This is a genomic window from Sinorhizobium sp. RAC02 (assembly GCF_001713395.1).
Taxonomy (GTDB): Bacteria; Pseudomonadota; Alphaproteobacteria; order Rhizobiales; family Rhizobiaceae; genus Shinella.
Genome location: NZ_CP016450.1, coordinates 1,578,847 through 1,595,368 on the forward strand (window position 1 = coordinate 1,578,847; position 16,522 = coordinate 1,595,368).

Annotated in this window: 12 protein-coding genes; 5 read left to right on the forward strand and 7 right to left on the reverse strand. The window is 61.1% G+C overall.

All coding sequences use genetic code 11. The features are described 5' to 3' along the window. Positions 1-254 precede the first annotated feature (254 nt). The gene (locus tag BSY16_RS07595) at positions 255-1,622 is read right to left on the reverse strand and encodes a PleD family two-component system response regulator (RefSeq protein WP_069059093.1); all 1,368 of its coding nucleotides are present in this window, start codon (positions 1,620-1,622) and stop codon (positions 255-257) included. Positions 1,623-1,631: 9 nt separating this feature from the next. Beyond that, entirely contained in the window at positions 1,632-2,003 is a 372-nt protein-coding gene (locus BSY16_RS07600) for a response regulator (protein ID WP_010065708.1), read from the reverse strand. Positions 2,004-2,144: 141 nt separating this feature from the next. On the opposite strand from BSY16_RS07600, the gene BSY16_RS07605 reads away from it, so the two are divergent. Beyond that, positions 2,145-2,444, forward strand: coding sequence for a DUF3572 domain-containing protein (locus BSY16_RS07605; protein WP_069059094.1), 300 nt, complete (start codon positions 2,145-2,147; stop codon positions 2,442-2,444). A 123-nt stretch (positions 2,445-2,567) separates the two neighbouring features. Next, a complete protein-coding gene (locus BSY16_RS07610; RefSeq protein WP_069061435.1) occupies positions 2,568-3,854 on the forward strand; it encodes a DNA polymerase IV in 1,287 nt (428 codons plus the stop codon). Between the two features lie 9 nt (positions 3,855-3,863). Here the strand turns inward: BSY16_RS07610 and BSY16_RS07615 are convergent, their stop codons facing one another. Beyond that, positions 3,864-5,090 (reverse strand): calcium-binding protein, encoded by a 1,227-nt coding sequence (locus BSY16_RS07615; RefSeq protein ID WP_069059095.1) that lies wholly within the window; start codon positions 5,088-5,090, stop codon positions 3,864-3,866. 517 nt (positions 5,091-5,607) lie between these two features. Between BSY16_RS07615 and BSY16_RS07620 the strand changes: the two genes are divergently transcribed. Both BSY16_RS07620 and BSY16_RS07630 read left to right on the forward strand, forming a co-directional pair. Then, the gene (locus BSY16_RS07620) at positions 5,608-6,921 is read left to right on the forward strand and encodes a L,D-transpeptidase family protein (protein WP_069059096.1); all 1,314 of its coding nucleotides are present in this window, start codon (positions 5,608-5,610) and stop codon (positions 6,919-6,921) included. Between the two features lie 75 nt (positions 6,922-6,996). Then, positions 6,997-8,148 carry a DMP19 family protein gene (locus BSY16_RS07630; RefSeq protein ID WP_083242854.1) on the forward strand — a complete coding sequence of 384 codons (1,152 nt, stop codon included), beginning with the start codon at positions 6,997-6,999 and terminating at the stop codon, positions 8,146-8,148. Between the two features lie 96 nt (positions 8,149-8,244). On the opposite strand, the gene dnaE is transcribed toward BSY16_RS07630, so the two are convergent. Beyond that, complete coding sequence (dnaE, locus tag BSY16_RS07635; protein ID WP_069059099.1) at positions 8,245-11,742, reverse strand: DNA polymerase III subunit alpha; 3,498 nt, start codon at positions 11,740-11,742, stop codon at positions 8,245-8,247. A gap of 345 nt (positions 11,743-12,087) precedes the next feature. Between dnaE and BSY16_RS07640 the strand changes: the two genes are divergently transcribed. Then, positions 12,088-12,678 carry a hypothetical protein gene (locus tag BSY16_RS07640; RefSeq protein ID WP_069059100.1) on the forward strand — a complete coding sequence of 197 codons (591 nt, stop codon included), beginning with the start codon at positions 12,088-12,090 and terminating at the stop codon, positions 12,676-12,678. Positions 12,679-12,727: 49 nt separating this feature from the next. On the opposite strand, the gene BSY16_RS07645 is transcribed toward BSY16_RS07640, so the two are convergent. From BSY16_RS07645 to proS, 3 genes are read right to left on the reverse strand one after another with little or no spacing between them, the layout of a single operon-like run. Next, positions 12,728-13,414, reverse strand: a complete 687-nt coding sequence (locus BSY16_RS07645; RefSeq protein ID WP_069059101.1) for an ABC transporter ATP-binding protein — start codon at positions 13,412-13,414, stop codon at positions 12,728-12,730. 13 nt (positions 13,415-13,427) lie between these two features. Beyond that, complete coding sequence (locus tag BSY16_RS07650; RefSeq protein WP_069059102.1) at positions 13,428-14,729, reverse strand: lipoprotein-releasing ABC transporter permease subunit; 1,302 nt, start codon at positions 14,727-14,729, stop codon at positions 13,428-13,430. Positions 14,730-14,759: 30 nt separating this feature from the next. Further along, positions 14,760-16,088 carry a proline--tRNA ligase gene (gene proS / locus BSY16_RS07655; protein ID WP_069059103.1) on the reverse strand — a complete coding sequence of 443 codons (1,329 nt, stop codon included), beginning with the start codon at positions 16,086-16,088 and terminating at the stop codon, positions 14,760-14,762. Positions 16,089-16,522 lie beyond the last annotated feature (434 nt).

Consider the following 16,522-nt stretch of genomic DNA (forward strand, 5'->3'; position numbering starts at 1 on the left):
TGTCTTGCAACCTAAGCAAAATGCCGTGGTGTCACACGGGTAAATTGTACGAAACACAACCCATTGATAAAGTTCGCCAAAAGAAAATAGTAGGATTATAGCCAGATTTCGCCACTTGCCCTGCCGCCAGGGAGCGAGAAAGCCCTCCATTGCCATCGCAAGAACGCTTTGGGGCAACTGTCCGAATTTAAAGGCAAACGCCTAAGCTGCGAACGAGCCTGTGGACAAACTCACGGCAGAGCCAAAAAATCCACTCAGGCCGCGGCCGCCACGACGCGGTTTCGCCCTGAACGCTTCGCCTCATACATTGCTGCATCCGCCCGCTTGAGCAAGGTCTCCGGCGTATCTCCCGCAGGCAACAGGGACGCAAGTCCGAGCGACGCCGTTATGGCCAGAGAGACATCCGTACCGGGAATACGGAACGGTTCACGCTCGACGATCGTGCGAAGGCGCTCCGCGACGCCCACGGCCATTTCCGCGGATGTATCCGGCATCACCAGCACGAACTCCTCGCCGCCGTAGCGGCAGGCAAGGTCGGCGCCGCGCACGGCGGACCGGACGCGGTTGGCGAACTCGCGCAGCACGGCATCGCCGGCATCATGACCATAGGTGTCGTTGACCAGCTTGAAGCGGTCGATATCGGTGATGCAGACCGATAGCGGGCGGCCGCGCGCCGTGGCGCGGTCGATCAAGAGCTTCATATGCGTATCGAGATAGCGGCGGTTGTGCAGGCCGGTCAGCCCGTCCGTCACGGCAAGTTCGATGGTCTGGCGCACGCTGGCGCGCAGACGGTCGTTGCAGCGCTTGCGGCGGATCTGGGTGAGGCTGCGGGCAATTAGTTCGTTCGGATCGATCGGCCGCATCAGATAGTCCGTCACGCCGAGATCGAGCGCGCGCACCACCAGTTCGTCATCGCCCTGCTCGGCGACCAGCAGGATCGGCAGGAAGCGCGTGCGCTCCAACGAGCGCAGCTGCGAGCACAGGCGCAACGGATCGTACGAGTCGAAATTGGCATTGACGATCACCAGCTCGAAATTGCTTTCAGCCGCCTGGAAGAGCGCTGCCTGCGGATCCGAAATGGAGGTGACATCGGCAATCGGCTTCAGCGTGCGGGCAATCCGCTCCTGCGAGCTGGCGCGCCCGTCGACGAGGAGAACATCGCCCGGCTCGTCGCCCAGGGAATCATCCAGCCCCTCTTCCATGGAAATGGCGCGTGCGGTGGCCGCGCGCATGCGCAGCTCGTCCGTCAGCGTCTTCAGGCGCACGAGGCTTTTCACCCGCGACATGAGCTGGAGGTCGTTGACCGGCTTGGTGAGAAAATCGTCGGCACCGGCTTTCAGGCCGCGGACGCGGTCGGATGGCTGGTCGAGCGCCGTCACCATGACTACAGGAATATGGGCAGTGCGCGGATTGGCCTTCAGGCGTTCGCAAACCTGAAAACCGTCGATGCCCGGCATCATGATATCGAGCAGGATGAGATCGACCTGCGTGCGCTCGCACATCGCCAGCGCATCGTAGCCGTTGTCGGCAGTCAGCACGTCGAAATATTCCGCAAGCAGCCGTGCTTCGAGCAGCTTCACATTGGCGGGAATATCATCGACGACGAGAATGCGCGCTGTCATTGGCCGGCCTCACGCGTCGCCGAGATAGGTTTTGATGGTCTCGATGAACTTCGGCACCGAAATAGGCTTGGAGACATAGGCCTCGCAGCCGCCCTGGCGGATACGCTCCTCGTCGCCCTTCATGGCGAAGGCCGTGACGGCAATCACCGGAATGACGTGCAGTTCGTCGTCTTCCTTCAGCCACTTGGTGACCTCAAGGCCGGAAACTTCTGGAAGCTGAATGTCCATCAGGATCAGATCAGGTCGGTATTTTCGCGCAAGATCAAGGGCTTCCATACCATTCCTGGTCTGGATCGTGGTATATCCGGATGCCTCGATGAGGTCCCGGAAGAGCTTCATGTTCAGCTCGTTGTCCTCGACAATCATCACCTGTTTGGGCATCGTGCGTCCCTGTTCCTCTCGCCGGCCTTGCAACCTTTTGGGAGATCGATAAGTTGCGGCAAAGCCGAAATCGCCCAGCCCGACTGCGAGTACGTTAGCGTCACTTGGTTGATTAAAAGGTAAATTTCCCGAGGAAAAACGATGAAAAGCCAAAAAGATACACCCGCGACAGAAGACGCGGAGGCTACCGCCGTCGCCATCCTCGGTTGGCTTGCTGGCGAGCCCGAATTGCTCTCTCGTTTCCTGGCCCTGACCGGTGTCGCGCCCGCCGAGGTCCGCAACGCCGTGAACGATCCCGCTTTCCTCGCCGGCATCGTCGATTTCCTGATGGAGCATGAGCCGACATTGCTGGCGTTCAGCGCAGCGACGGGTGCGCAGCCGGAAGCGGTCGTGCGTGCCCACGCGATCCTTTCGGGCCCGTATGGCAGCAACGATTTCTGACCACCCGGCCCGAAAAGGCCGATGTGCGTATGCCTGTGCGTTGTCATGCATTCAGCCTCGGCGACTGTTGAGACTCGTGAACTTAAGCAGTAATGTCGCGATGTTCAATATTTGTTCCCGATCATGAGCACCGCGACCATGCATTTTCCGGGCTTCTGCCGCGACTGCCTGACCGGGCAGCCCGCCGGACTGCGCCGTTGCCGGGGCTGTGGCAGCCCGCGTCTCGTCTATCATGACGAACTCTACGACCTGACGCTCGCCCATATCGACTGCGACGCCTTCTATGCGTCGATCGAGAAACGCGACAATCCGGACCTTGCAGACAAGCCCGTCATCATCGGCGGCGGCAAACGAGGCGTCGTCTCGACGGCCTGTTATATCGCACGCGTCCATGGGGTTCGCTCAGCCATGCCGATGTTCAAGGCGCTGGAAGCCTGTCCCAATGCGGTCGTCGTCAGGCCGGATATGGAAAAATACGTGCGCGTCGGTCGCGAAATCCGGACGATGATGCAGGAACTGACACCGCTCGTGCAGCCGCTCTCCATCGACGAGGCCTTCCTGGAGCTGAAGGGGACCGAGCGCCTGCATCACGATCCCCCTGCCCGCGTGCTCGCCAGATTCGCCCAGCGCGTCGAGAAGGAAGTCGGCATCACCATCTCGATCGGGCTTTCCTATTGCAAATTCCTCGCCAAGGTCGCCTCGGATCTCAACAAGCCGCGCGGCTTTTCGGTCATCGGCGAAGCCGAGGCATTGGAATTTCTGCGCGAAAAGCCGGTGCGCCTGATCTGGGGCGTCGGAAAGGCCTTTGCCGAGACGCTGGAGCGCGACGGCATCCGCACCGTCGGCCAACTCCAGACCATGGAGGAAACCGACCTGATGCGCCGCTATGGCGTTATGGGCAAGCGGCTGTTCAATCTCTCCCGCGGCCAGGACGAGCGCGAGGTGCATCTTAACGATCCGGCGAAAAGCGTTTCGGCCGAGACCACCTTCTTCGACGACATTTCCGGCTATGACGCGCTGGTCGCGCATCTGCGCCATCTCAGCGAGAAGGTCGCCGCGCGCCTGCGCAAGTCCGGCATTGCCGGCCATACGGTCGTGCTCAAGCTGAAAACCGCCGACTTCAAGAGCCGGACGCGCAACCGCAAGCTCGAAGATCCGACCATGCTCGCCGACAAGATTTTCCGCACCGGCATGGAGCTTCTGCGCAAGGAAACGGACGGCACGAAATACCGCCTGATCGGCATCGGCGTCAGCGACCTTGCCGATCCCGGCCGCGCCGACCCGCCGGACCTCGTCGACCCCGCCGCCACACGCCGCGCGGCGGCAGAGGCCGCGATGAACACGCTGCGCGACAAATTCGGCAAGGCAAGCGTCGAGACCGGCTATACGTTCGGTAAAGGCCGGTCCTGAGCGCTTTCGTTACTCGAACAGGAAGTCCGCCGCCGTAAACTTCGACACCGTGATGTTGTCGACGATGATCTTGCCATGGCTGAAGGTGATGAGCACGTCGTCACCCGACTGGGTGATCTTCAGGTCGGAGAGGGAGTCGATCTTGCTGAAGTTGCGGAAATGGATCTTGTCCTCACCGTCCGTGAAGGCATTCACCGTGTCCGTGCCGAGATTCCTGTCGCTACGATCACGGAAGACGAAGAAGTCCTTGGTGCCCTTCGTACCGTAGAGCGTATCGTTGCCAACCTGCCCCTCCAGCCGGTCCTGTACGCCGCCGCCGCCTCTGATGACGTCATTGCCATCGCCGCCACGCAGATTGTTGTTCTTCGTGTTGCCGATAATGGTGTCGTTGGACCTGCCACCAGAAACCTCCTCAATGTTCTTGAGTGTGTCCCGGTCGCCGAAACCATCGATCGCGTAGCCTTTCACCAGATCGACAAGCACCTTGCCCTTACCGCCCTGGTCGTAATCGCGCTGATACATGACACCGTCAAAATCGCCGCCGCCGCCATCGATGATATCGTTGCCCGCCAAGCCGGCGAATTCGTTGTCTCCATTCGATCCGACAAACTTGTCCACATAGTTCGTGCCGTAAATACCCTCGACGTTCTTGAGCGTGTCCGTGAAGCCGAACGCATCGACCACCTTACCGGTGACCATGTTCACCGAAATGCCCTTGCTCGGCAGCCAACCGTGTTGGCGAGCACCCTCCGAATAATCGACCTCGTCCCAGTCAGCGCCACCGTCGTAGGTATCGGCTCCCATGAAATCCTTGATATAGTCGTCTCCAGCGCCAGCCGTGACTTTGTCGTTGCCCGCACCGGTCTCGATATCATCGCCCTTGGCAGTGCCCGTTATGGCGTCGTTGCCGGCAAGCAGGAGCCCCTTCGCCTCGTAGAGATTATCGGCGCGGAACGCATAGCCCCTGATCGCAAGGCCGGCGACCTTGTAGATTTCCTGCCCCAGTTCGTTGCGTGCGCTGACGCCGCTGATCGTGCCGCCGGTGATCAGGCCATCGCCGATCGTCAGGCCTGTACCGGTCAGCACCAGTTTCTTGGTCCAGCCGGCCTCTGTATCCGAGAACGTGAAAGTAACGGTTTTCTTGTCGCTGCTGACGGCAAGTTTATAATCATGCCATTCGGACAGAATGTCCCAAAAATATTCCGTCGCAAACTTTGTATAGGTTACAGTGGCCATTTGTTTTCCCCCTAAGATCGATCTCACGCCACCGGCTTCCACGCCAGAAGCGCAGAAACGATCAATGCAATGATGGCAGACATGAGAATACTGAAACGAATGCTCCCCAATACCATGGAAATGCGCAACCTCGACTTCGTTAATAATACCTTACTAAAGTAAATATCGCTCAGCAAGAGTTTCGGCACGTTTTATTCGAATGCGAAAGAAAACACGGCGCTGCGCGACAGGAGAATGCACGGTCACTCTATGCGGCAGGTCGAAGACTATTCGCACGTCACCTCCCGCCCGCGTGATGGCGAAGAACTGATGCGCCGGCCACGCAAATCAGAAGTCACGAAAATGTGAGGCCGGTTTGCTCTGAAAATGGCGCGTATTTGCCGAATAAGCGGCGCCAGCCCCACGTTTTCCCCAGCATTGGCATGGCTAACAAACCCCGGCTGCCGGAAGCATAAATCTTCCTTAAACCGGATGCCTTACGCTTCCCGGCGGTTTGTATTGCGTACGGATGGGTCACATGAAGTTTCGTATCGCCGCTGGCATGAGCATTCTGGGTCTAGTGCTGAGCTGCGGAACCGCGCTCGGCGGCACGCTCGAAGGTCCGCTCCAGATCATCGTATCGAAGGACCTGCAGGAGTTGAAAATCTATGACGGCGGGGTGGTGATCGCCACGTCGCGCGTTTCCACCGGCAAGGCCGGCCATTCAACGCCGACCGGCATCTTCTCCATCATCGAGAAGAAGCGTACGCACTTTTCCAACCTCTATGACAGCGCACCGATGCCCTTCATGCAGCGGCTGACATGGTCGGGTATCGCGTTGCACGCCTCCAACAGCGTGCCGTCCTACCCAGCCTCGCATGGCTGCGTGCGCCTGCCGAACGATTTTGCCAAGACGCTGTTCAGCACCACACGCCGCGGCGGTCACGTTCTGATCACCGACCGCGAGATCGTGCCGCAGCGGGTCCTGCACGCGGCCCTGTTCAAGCCTGTCGTCGTTCTGCCGGATACACCGCTGCTCTCGGAGGCGGGCTTGCGCCCGAGCCTGATCGAAGCCGGCGACAAGAGCGTCGAGGTTGCGATGACCGATCCGAAGCCGGAGGTCATGACCCCGGTCATCGAGCGGATGGAGCGCGACCCGATCCGCATTCTCATCACCCGCCGCGGCGAGCGCGAAATGATGATGGATCTCCAAGGTCTGCTGACGTCGCTCGGTTATGACGCCGGTGTGCCGGACGGGCTGCACGGCAAACAGACCGTGGCCGCCATTCGTGCCTTCCAGCTTACGGAAGGCCTCACGGATGATGGCACCGTCACACCGGAACTCATCGCCGCCGTCTATGCCAAGGCCGGCAAGGGCACGCCGCCGAACGGCCAGATCCTCGTGCGCCAGAAATTCAAGCCGCTGCTGGAAGCGCCGATCACCATCCGCAATCCCGAAATCGCGCTCGGCACGCATTTCCTCATCGCCCGCGCGGTCGATGCCGACAAGGGCACGGCGGAATGGTACGGCGTGAGCATGGACAACCAGCTCCCGAAGGCAACCCTGAAACGCCTCGGCATCGCCACGGAAGCGGATGCCTCCGCATCGGACGCGCTCGCCAGTACACTCGACCGTCTCGATATCCCGGATGACACGCGGATGCGGATTTCCGGTCTGATGGGCGAAGGCGTCTCCCTCTCCATCTCCGACACCGACCTTGGCGGAGAGACCGGCAACGGTACGGACTTCATTACCGTGACCCGGAAGGTGCAGAAGGCGGAGGCCTCGGCTGTTCAAAGCGGCAAGAAGCCGAAGAAAAAGAAGCAATCGTCAATCACGGTCGTGAACTGACGCGGGCAATGAGATCGGCTTTGGCACGGTCTCCTGCCTGAAGTAGTGTCGTGCGCAAGGTTTGAGGGAGGCATCATGTTCGGCAAGGTGTTCGGCAGACGTGCAACCGCGCCCCCGCCATCACGAATCATTCCGGTTTCCAGCGAACGTGCAGCGGATGCCGGTGAGCTCGTTGCGGCCGTGGTGGATTTCGTCAATCACCTCTTCACCCAAGGCTTCTATCGCCCTGAAGAGCTGCCACCTCATCTTGTCCATCTCTATCATGCAGATTTCTACATCGCGCAGGTTTGCAACGGCGGGCATAGCCAATTCGTTCATAACTGCGGGGCACGGGTGCAAGCCATTTCCGCAAACGCCGAAGCAGGTCTGATGGCGATGGGCGCACGTTCGCAGGCCGCCCTGGTGCACGAACTCGCCCTATGGGTTGCCGCCAATCCGGAGAGCGCATCCGCTCAGACCGGCTTTACGGGTGGACGGGACCCAGCGCTTGACCGGTTGGATGCGCGCTTCCGGACGGCCGATGTGGACGACCCCGCAACAGATCTCGCCGCAGCCTGGGTGAGGACATGGCCGGATATTCGCATCCTCGAGCACGCTGATTTCAACGCGGCCTGGGATCAAAGCGCCCTGTCGAACCCCAAACGATCGTCCCGCCTGTCAAAGGCGCGTGTCGAGACATTCCGGCAATCTCTTTCCGATCGCCCCCATCTCGCCCTAGGCTTGGCCGCTGACGATGCAGATGAAACGCTGCTCGACGACGGGAACGTGCAGATGATCGCGCTTGACGGGCGTTATCAGGATGCCCGGGTCATCCAGACAAGTTTCGGGCTGCGCGGCGCGGTTTACAACGGTGGCGACGTTCGCCTCTACGCGCTTCGATTTGAAGGCGGGGATGTCAACGTGACGGCGACCGCGCTTATCGGGTCGGCGAGAAAAGTCGACATAGACCGCTTCGTCGCCTTCATTGCAGAGGAGCCCGTTGCAGCCGCGGCCGATCTCCTGCTCAGCCGCGCCCGCCCCTTGGCAATCCACTGCACAATCCAGCCCTGCGGCGGCTACGACGGCATTCCCCATCCGGCCTTCCGCGTGACCGCAGGCGATGAAATCCTGATACTGGCGAAAGCGAAGACCGGGTACATCCTGGCGGGACAGAAGCCGGGAGAAATCTACGGACCCGTTCCCTACGCGCAGATCGCGGCGCACGAACAAGAGTTGCGCGACACCTGAAGCGCGCCTTGGGAAATCCCGCCCCCCTGCCGGCCTAGGACATTTCCAGCCGAAGCGACATCGCTTCGGCGTCGGATGATGCGGAAAAACAAGAATCTAGACCAGCTCCACGTCCAGCACGCCGGGTGTCGAGCGCATGGCGGCGGCGATTTCGGCGGAGATGCGGAAGCGGTCGTTCAACTCCACCTCGATTTCGCGCTGGCCGTTTTCCTTGATGACGATGAAGGAAACGAGGCCGTCTCCCTTGGTGTTCAGGTGAGCGGCGATGGAGCGCAGCGGGCCGGAATCGCGAACGTAAACACGCAGGGCCTTCTGCGTCTGGAGCGATTCCTCCTCCAGAGAACGCAGCGTCTGGATGCGCAGGCCGATGCCTTCCGGGCGCTCTTCCGCCTGCACGGTCATGACCAGCGATTTGCCGGCCTCCAGCAGATCGCGGTACTGGTTGAGCATCTCGGAAAACAGCACCGCCTCGAACTGGCCGGATGAATCCGAAAAGGCGACGATGCCCATCTTGTTGCCGGTGCGCGTCTTGCGCTCCTGCTTCGATGTCACCGTACCGGCAAGGCGGCCGGCCGTCGCCCCGCGCTTCACCGCCACGGCAAAGTCGGCAAAGGTCTGCACGCGCATCTTCGAGAGGATCGGCGCGTAGGTGTCGAGCGGGTGGGCAGACAGGAAGAATCCGAGCACCTGGAATTCGCGGTGCAGTTTTTCGGAGGCCAGCCAGGGCGTATAGGACGGCAGCGTGATGACCTCCGGCCCTGTGGCAGCACCCATGCCGAAAATGTCGCCCTGCCCGCTTGTCTTGTTCTCCTGCGCGCGCTGGGCAGCACCCAGCAACCGGTCAAGGCCGGCGATCATGGCAGCGCGGTCATGCCCGAAACAATCGAAAGCGCCGGCAATGATCAGGCTTTCGAAAACGCGGCGGTTGACGAATTTCGGATCGATGCGCGTGCAGAAATCCTCAAGGCTCTTGAACGGCATGTCGCCGCGGATCTGGACGATGTGCTGCACCGCCGCTTCACCCACACCCTTGATAGCGGCGAGCGCATAATAGATGCGGTTTTCGCCGGTCTCGAAATGCGCGAAAGACGTCTGCACGGAGGGCGGGATGACCGCGATGCCGAGACGGCCGGCATCCTGCCGGAAGTCGTTCAGCTTGTCCGTGTTGGACATATCGTAGGTCATCGACGCGGCGAGGAACTCGACCGGGTAATGCGCCTTCAGATAGGCCGTCTGGTAGGAAACGATGGCGTAGGCGGCGGCGTGCGACTTGTTGAAGCCGTAATTGGCGAACTTGGCGAGCAGGTCGAAGATAAGGTCGGACTGCGGCTTGGACACGCCATTCTTGACGGCGCCATCGACGAAGCGGGCGCGCTGCTTGTCCATCTCCTCCTTGATCTTCTTGCCCATGGCGCGACGCAGCAGGTCGGCCTCGCCGAGCGAGTAGCCCGACAGGACCTGGGCGATCTGCATCACCTGCTCCTGGTAGACGATAACGCCCTGCGTTTCCTTGAGCAGATGGTCGATCGTCGGGTGGATCGACTCGATCTCCTCCTCACCATGCTTGCGGGCATTGTAGACCGGGATGTTTTCCATCGGGCCCGGGCGGTAGAGTGCCACGAGCGCGATGATGTCCTCGATGCAGTCGGGCCGCATGCCGATCAACGCCTTGCGCATGCCGGCACTTTCCACCTGGAACACGCCAACCGTCTCGCCGCGCGACAGCATCTCGTAGGTCAGCTGATCATCGAGCGGCAGGCTTTCGAGATTCACCTCGATGTCGCGCTTGCGGATGAAATCCACGGCGGTCTTCAAGACTGTCAGCGTCTTCAGGCCGAGGAAGTCGAATTTTACGAGCCCCGCCTGCTCCACCCATTTCATGTTGAACTGGGTGACCGGCATGTCGGAGCGCGGATCGCGGTACATCGGCACGAGCTGCGACAGCGGCCGGTCGCCGATCACGATGCCGGCGGCGTGGGTCGAGGCGTGGCGGTAGAGGCCTTCGATCTTCTGGGCGATGTCGAGCAGGCGCGCGACGACCGGCTCCTTGTCCGCCTCCTCCTGGAGCTTCGGCTCCTCCTCGATCGCCTTGGAGAGCGGCGTCGGGTTGGCCGGGTTGTTCGGTACGAGCTTGCAGATCTTGTCGACCTGGCCATAGGGCATTTCCAGCACGCGGCCGACGTCGCGCAGTGCCGCGCGCGCCTGCAGCGAACCGAAGGTGATGATCTGCGCCACCTGCTCGCGGCCGTATTTCTGCTGCACGTAGCGGATCACCTCTTCGCGGCGATCCTGGCAGAAGTCGATGTCGAAGTCGGGCATCGAGACGCGTTCCGGGTTGAGGAAGCGTTCGAAGAGCAACGAGAAGCGCAGCGGATCAACGTCGGTGATGGTCAGCGCATAGGCGACGAGCGAGCCCGCGCCCGAGCCGCGGCCGGGACCGACGGGAATGTTCTGCTGCTTGGCCCATTTGATGAAGTCGGCAACGATCAGGAAGTAGCCGGGGAACTTCATGCGCTCGATGACGCCCAGCTCGAAGTCCAGCCGTTCCCGATAATCCTGCTCGGTATAACCGGGTGTCAGGCCGAGCAGCGCCATACGGCTCTCGAGACCTTCCACGGACTGGCGGCGAAGTTCCGCCGATTCGGCGCGATCCGCCTCGTCCGGATCATCCGTCGCCCCGGTGAAGCGCGGCAGGATGGGGTTGCGTGTCTTCAGCACGAAGGAGCAGCGCTTCGCGATCTCGACCGTGTTTTCCAGGGCCTCGGGCAAATCGGCAAACAGCTTTGCCATGTCCTTGCGGCTCTTGAGGTAGTGGTCGGGCGTCAGGCGGAAGCGGTTGTCGTCCGAGACCATCGCATTGTGCGCCACCGCCATCAGCGCATCATGAGCGTCGTAATCGTCCGGCGCCGGGAAGAACGGTTCGTTGGTCGCGACCAGCGGCACATCCTCCGCATAGGCCAATTCGACCATGCGCCGTTCATGCTGCTTGTCATAACGGCCGTGGCGTTGCAGTTCGATATAAAGCCGGTCGCCGAACACCCGCTTCAGCGCATCCAGCCGCGCCCGCGCTACGGGAGGCTGCCCGGACAGGAAGGCCATATCGATCGGACCGCCGCGCGCGCCGGTGAGCGCAATCAGTCCCTCGGCACCTTCCTCTTCCAGCCAGCTATAGGCGATGCGGACCGCCTGGCTGCCCTCGCCGCCGAGATAGGCACGGCTGACAATGTCGACGAGGCGGACATAACCGGCGTCGGTTGCGGCAAGGAGAACGATCGACGGCAGCTTTTGAAGTTGCGCCTGCCCTCCGCGGCGCTCGCCTTCGCCCTCGTCTTCCATATCGATCGACAGCTGGCAGCCGATCAGCGGCTGGATGCCGTCGCCGATCGCCTTCTGCGAAAATTCCAGCGCTGCGAACAGGTTGTTCGTATCGGTGATGGCGATGGCCGGCTGCTGGTCCGACATTGCCTTGCCGATGATCTTCTTGATCGGCAAGGCGCCTTCCAGCAGCGAAAAGGCGGAATGCACGCGCAGATGCACAAATTGCGGTGTCTGCGCGGTTGTTCCGCTCTCCGTCTTTGGGGCTTCACTCGCCATCGGCTTCTTCCTTCATTTCAAGGAAAGAAGCTTAAGCGGATTCGCACCCGTCTCGTCCAGACGGTTCTTTGCATTGCACCCGGTTTCCACGCCGCGTGGCCCGGTATTCAGACGACGAACCAGGAAATATCAGATTCCGAAGAGGATGACGGAGAAGCTGGCGACGAACATGGCCATGGAGGCGAATGCAGCAAGGTCACGAAAGAAATCGGTCATTATGGCTCCCTTTCCTTTTATGTTTCTAGTTTGTTCTATTCTTGTTCTCGTGTCAATAGCTTTTCACAGGCCCACTGGACCGGCGTTCGCCAGCGCAATAAGGTCGCCTCGACCAATGGAGGAATAAAGATGAAGTTGTTGATTGCCGCCCTCATGCTGTCGGCTGCCCTGCCCGCTCTTTCGGCCGCCGCAGATTTTCCGGCGGACCGCATCATCGCCATGGCGAGCGGCGACTGGAACAAGGACGGTACGCCGGATCTTGCCGTGGTGGCGACGCCGGGCGACGACGGCGGCGATGACAACGGGCTTTATGTCTACGTCGCCAAGCCGGAAGAGAACCGGCTGACGCTGGCGCTATCCCTGCCGAACACGGTCTGGGGCAATCTGACGATGTATGGCCAGGAGCCGGAGCTGGCCGCCCTTGGCAACGGCTCGTTCACGCTGACGACGAAGAACGATTCGATCGGCCGGGAGCGCTGGCGCGAGACGCTCACCATCGCCTATCGCAATTTCGACTTCATCGTGGCCGGTTATACGTATTCAGCCTACGACACCATTGCAGAGGACGGCGGAGAAAACCGCACGAACGACTGCGACCTAAACGTGCTGACGGGCAAGGGCAAGCGGAATGGCCAAGCCGTCGCGGACAAGGCGCAATTCGTCCTGCTCAAGGATTGGAACAACAGCATACCGCGGTCAGTTTGCGGATTGGACAACTAACGCCGGCAACGCATGACGCGCAGGATGGCCAAAATATCAGGCCGTCCGTTCAGGCGAGCTCGCGCACGAGCCCGTCCTCGATCGTCACGCGACGATCCATCAGGCTGGCGAGCTGGTGGTTGTGGGTGGCGATGAGGGCCGCCAGGCCGGACTGGCGCGCCAGCGCTTCGAGCGCCTCGAAGACGTAGCCGGCGGTTTCCGGATCAAGGTTGCCGGTCGGCTCGTCGGCAAGCAGCAGCAGGGGCGCATTGGCGACGGCGCGGGCGATCGCCACGCGCTGCTGTTCGCCGCCGGACAGCTCCGACGGGCGGTGATCGGCACGGTGGCCGATGCGCATGTAGTCGAGCAGCTGGGCGGCGCGTTCACGCGCCTCGACCTTCGTGAGGCCGCCGATCAGCTGTGGCATCATGATGTTTTCCAGCGCGGTGAATTCCGGCAGCAGGTGATGAAACTGGTAGACGAAGCCGATCTCGTTGCGACGGATCGTCGTGCGCTGGTCGTCGGACAGCGTGGCACAGGAATGACCGTTGACGAAGACCTCGCCGGCATCCGGCTTTTCGAGCAGGCCGGCAATGTGCAGCAGGGTCGACTTGCCGGTGCCGGACGGTGCGACGAGGGCAACCGTCTCGCCACTCCGCAGCGCAAAATCCGCGCCCCTGAGGATCGACAGCAGGGTTTCGCCCTGGCCGTAGTGCCGTTCGATGCCCTTGAGTTCCAAAGCGAGGCGCGCGTTCATGGCGTTCTTGTTCCTATTCGTACCGCAGGGCCTGGACCGGATCGAGCTTGGAGGCACGCCAGGCGGGGAAGATCGTCGCGAGGAACGAAAGCACCAGCGCCATCAGGATGACCGAAACCGTCTCGCCGGCGTTCATGTCGGCCGGAAGCTGGCTCAGGAAATAGAGTTCAGGATTGAACAACGTCGTACCGGAAATCCAGGAGAAGAACTGGCGGATCGATTCGACGTTGAGGCAGACGATGACACCGAGCAGAACGCCGGCAAACGTGCCCACCGTGCCGATCGCCGCGCCCGTCATGAAGAAGATGCGCATGACCGCGCCGGACGTGGCGCCCATCGTGCGCAGGATCGCGATGTCGCTGCCCTTGTCCTTCACCAGCATGATAAGGCCGGAAATGATGTTGAGCGCGGCGACGAGCACGATCAGCGTCAGGATCATGAACATCACGTTGCGCTCGACCTGCAGGGCCGAGAAGAAGGTCTGGTTGCGCTGGCGCCAGTCGGTGATGAAGATCTGCCGTTCGGCCGCCGCCTCGATCGGCTGGCGCAGATCGTCGATGGCATCCGGATTGGAAACGAACAGCTCGATCGACTGCACGACGCCTTCTGAGTTGAAATAGAGCTGCGCTTCTTCCAAGGGCATGTAGATGATCGACGAGTCGTATTCCGACATGCCGATCTCGAAAATGGCGGAGACAGTGTAGGTTTTCACGCGCGGATTGACGCCAAGCGGCGTGACATCCCCTTCGGGAGCAACCAGCGTGATCTGGCCGCCGGCGCTGAGGCCGAGCTGTTCGGCCATGCGCGAGCCGATCGCAACGCCGCCGCCGGCGGCAAAGCCGACGAGGTCGCCTTCCTTGAAATGATCCGAAACGGCCTTCATCTTGGCGAGGTCGTCAGCGCGGATGCCGCGCACCAGCGCGCCCGTGCCACCGCCCGCCGTGCCCTGCGCCAGCGTCTGGCCCTCGACAAGCGGGATCGCCATGGTGACGCCCGGAACGGCGGAAAGACGCTCTGCCAGCTTGGCGAAATCGTTCAGCGGCGTATCGATCGGCTGGACGATCATGTGGCCGTTGATGCCGAGGATGCGCGAGATCAGCTCCGTGCGAAAGCCGTTCATGACGGCCATGACGATGATGAGCGTCGCGACCCCCAGCATGATGCCGATGAAGGAAAAGCCGGCGATGACCGAGATGAAGGCTTCCTTGCGCCGGGAGCGCAGGTAGCGCCAGGCGACCATCCGCTCGAAAGCGGAGAAGGGGCGGTTCTTCTTGTAGGCCTGAGCCTCGGTTGTCCCGCTCGCTGCGTCAGCCATGGTCCCCTCCCGTTGCCCCGGCGCGGCGCATCAATTGCCGGACGTCAGGCGGTTGATCGCCGCCTCGATGGTCAGCGTCTCGCGTTCGCCGGTCTTGCGGTCCTTGATTTCGACTTCGCCCGTGGCAACGCCGCGCGGACCGGCAATGACCTGCACGGGGGCGCCGATGAGGTCGGCCGTCGCAAACTTGGCGCCGGCGCGCTCGTCCTTGTCGTCATAGAGCGTGTCGATGCCGGCATTCGAGAGTGCGCCATAGATCGTCTCGCAGGCGGCGTCGCAGGCCGCATCGCCCGACTTCATGTTGATGACGATCACCTCGAAGGGCGCTACGGCCTTTGGCCAGATGATGCCGTTCTCGTCATGCGAGGCTTCGATGATCGCGGGCACGAGGCGCGTCGGGCCGATGCCGTAGGAGCCCATATGCACGGCGTGCTCCTTGCCGTCGGGACCCTGGACCTTGGCGCCCATGACGTCGGAATACTTCGTGCCGAAATAGAAGATGTGGCCGACTTCGATGCCGCGGGCCGACAGACGTTCGCCTTCCGCAATCGCATCGAAAGCGGGAGCGTCATGCATTTCGGAGGTCGCCGCGTAGCGCGAAGTCCACTTTTCGAAGATGGCGCGCAGACCGGCGACATCCTCGAAATTGGTGTCGAGGCCGGGAACGTCGAAATTCAGAAAATCCTTGTGGCAGAAGACTTCCGACTCGCCGGTATCGGCAAGGATGATGAATTCGTGGCTGAGATTGCCGCCGATCGGACCGGTATCGGCGCGCATCGGAATGGCGCGCAGACCCATGCGCGAGAAGGTGCGCAGATAGGCCGCGAACATGCGGTTATAGGCATGCTCGGCGCCTTCACGCGTCAGGTCGAAGGAATAGGCGTCCTTCATCAGGAATTCGCGCGAGCGCATGGTGCCGAAACGCGGGCGCATCTCGTCGCGGAATTTCAGCTGAATATGGTAGAGGTTGAGCGGCAGGTCCTTGTAGGACTTCACGTACGAACGGAAGACGTCCGTGATCATTTCCTCGTTGGTGGGGCCATAGAGCATCGGGCGCTCCTGGCGGTCCTTGATGCGCAGCATCTCCTTGCCGTAGGCGTCGTAGCGACCGCTCTCCTGCCAGAGTTCGGCGGATTGCAGCGTCGGCATCAAAAGCTCGACGGCGCCGGCGCGGTTCTGCTCCTCGCGGATGATGGCGTTCACCTTGTCCAGCACGCGCTTGCCCAGCGGCAGCCAGGTATAGATGCCCTGGGACTGTTGCTTGACCATGCCGGCACGCAGCATGAGCCGGTGCGAGACAATCTCGGCCTCTTTGGGGTTTTCCTTGAGGATGGGCAGGAAGAAGCGTGAAAGGCGCATATCGGTTTCCAGCGGGACTGATCCGCCCTATTCGGGGAATCGGGCAAAATGACGTTGATTTTCACGCGTTCATAAACGCTTCGCCGCAGGAAGGGAACCCGGCAGGCCAAGCAGGCATGCAAGGCCGAAGCACGACGCACAGGCGCAGTGCCGTTCCGAGAAATGTGGCGGAAAAATGGGGGCGTCAATAACAGAAATTGCGCATAGGTTGTCAACGGAAAAATTTTATTCCACTGTAGCAAAAATGCAAAAAAAGCGGATGACAACGCCTAAGCTTTGGGCTAGTTTCAGGTCACAAAACAGGCAGGAAGTACAAATTCCTGCCATTTCGCGGTCAAGTCTTGGGAGGATCAGATCTTAGGCGCGCGTAGACGCTGCCACCGCACAACGGATAGAGATCACGCGATACCTGTAAAACAAGGCTTTTAGCCTTG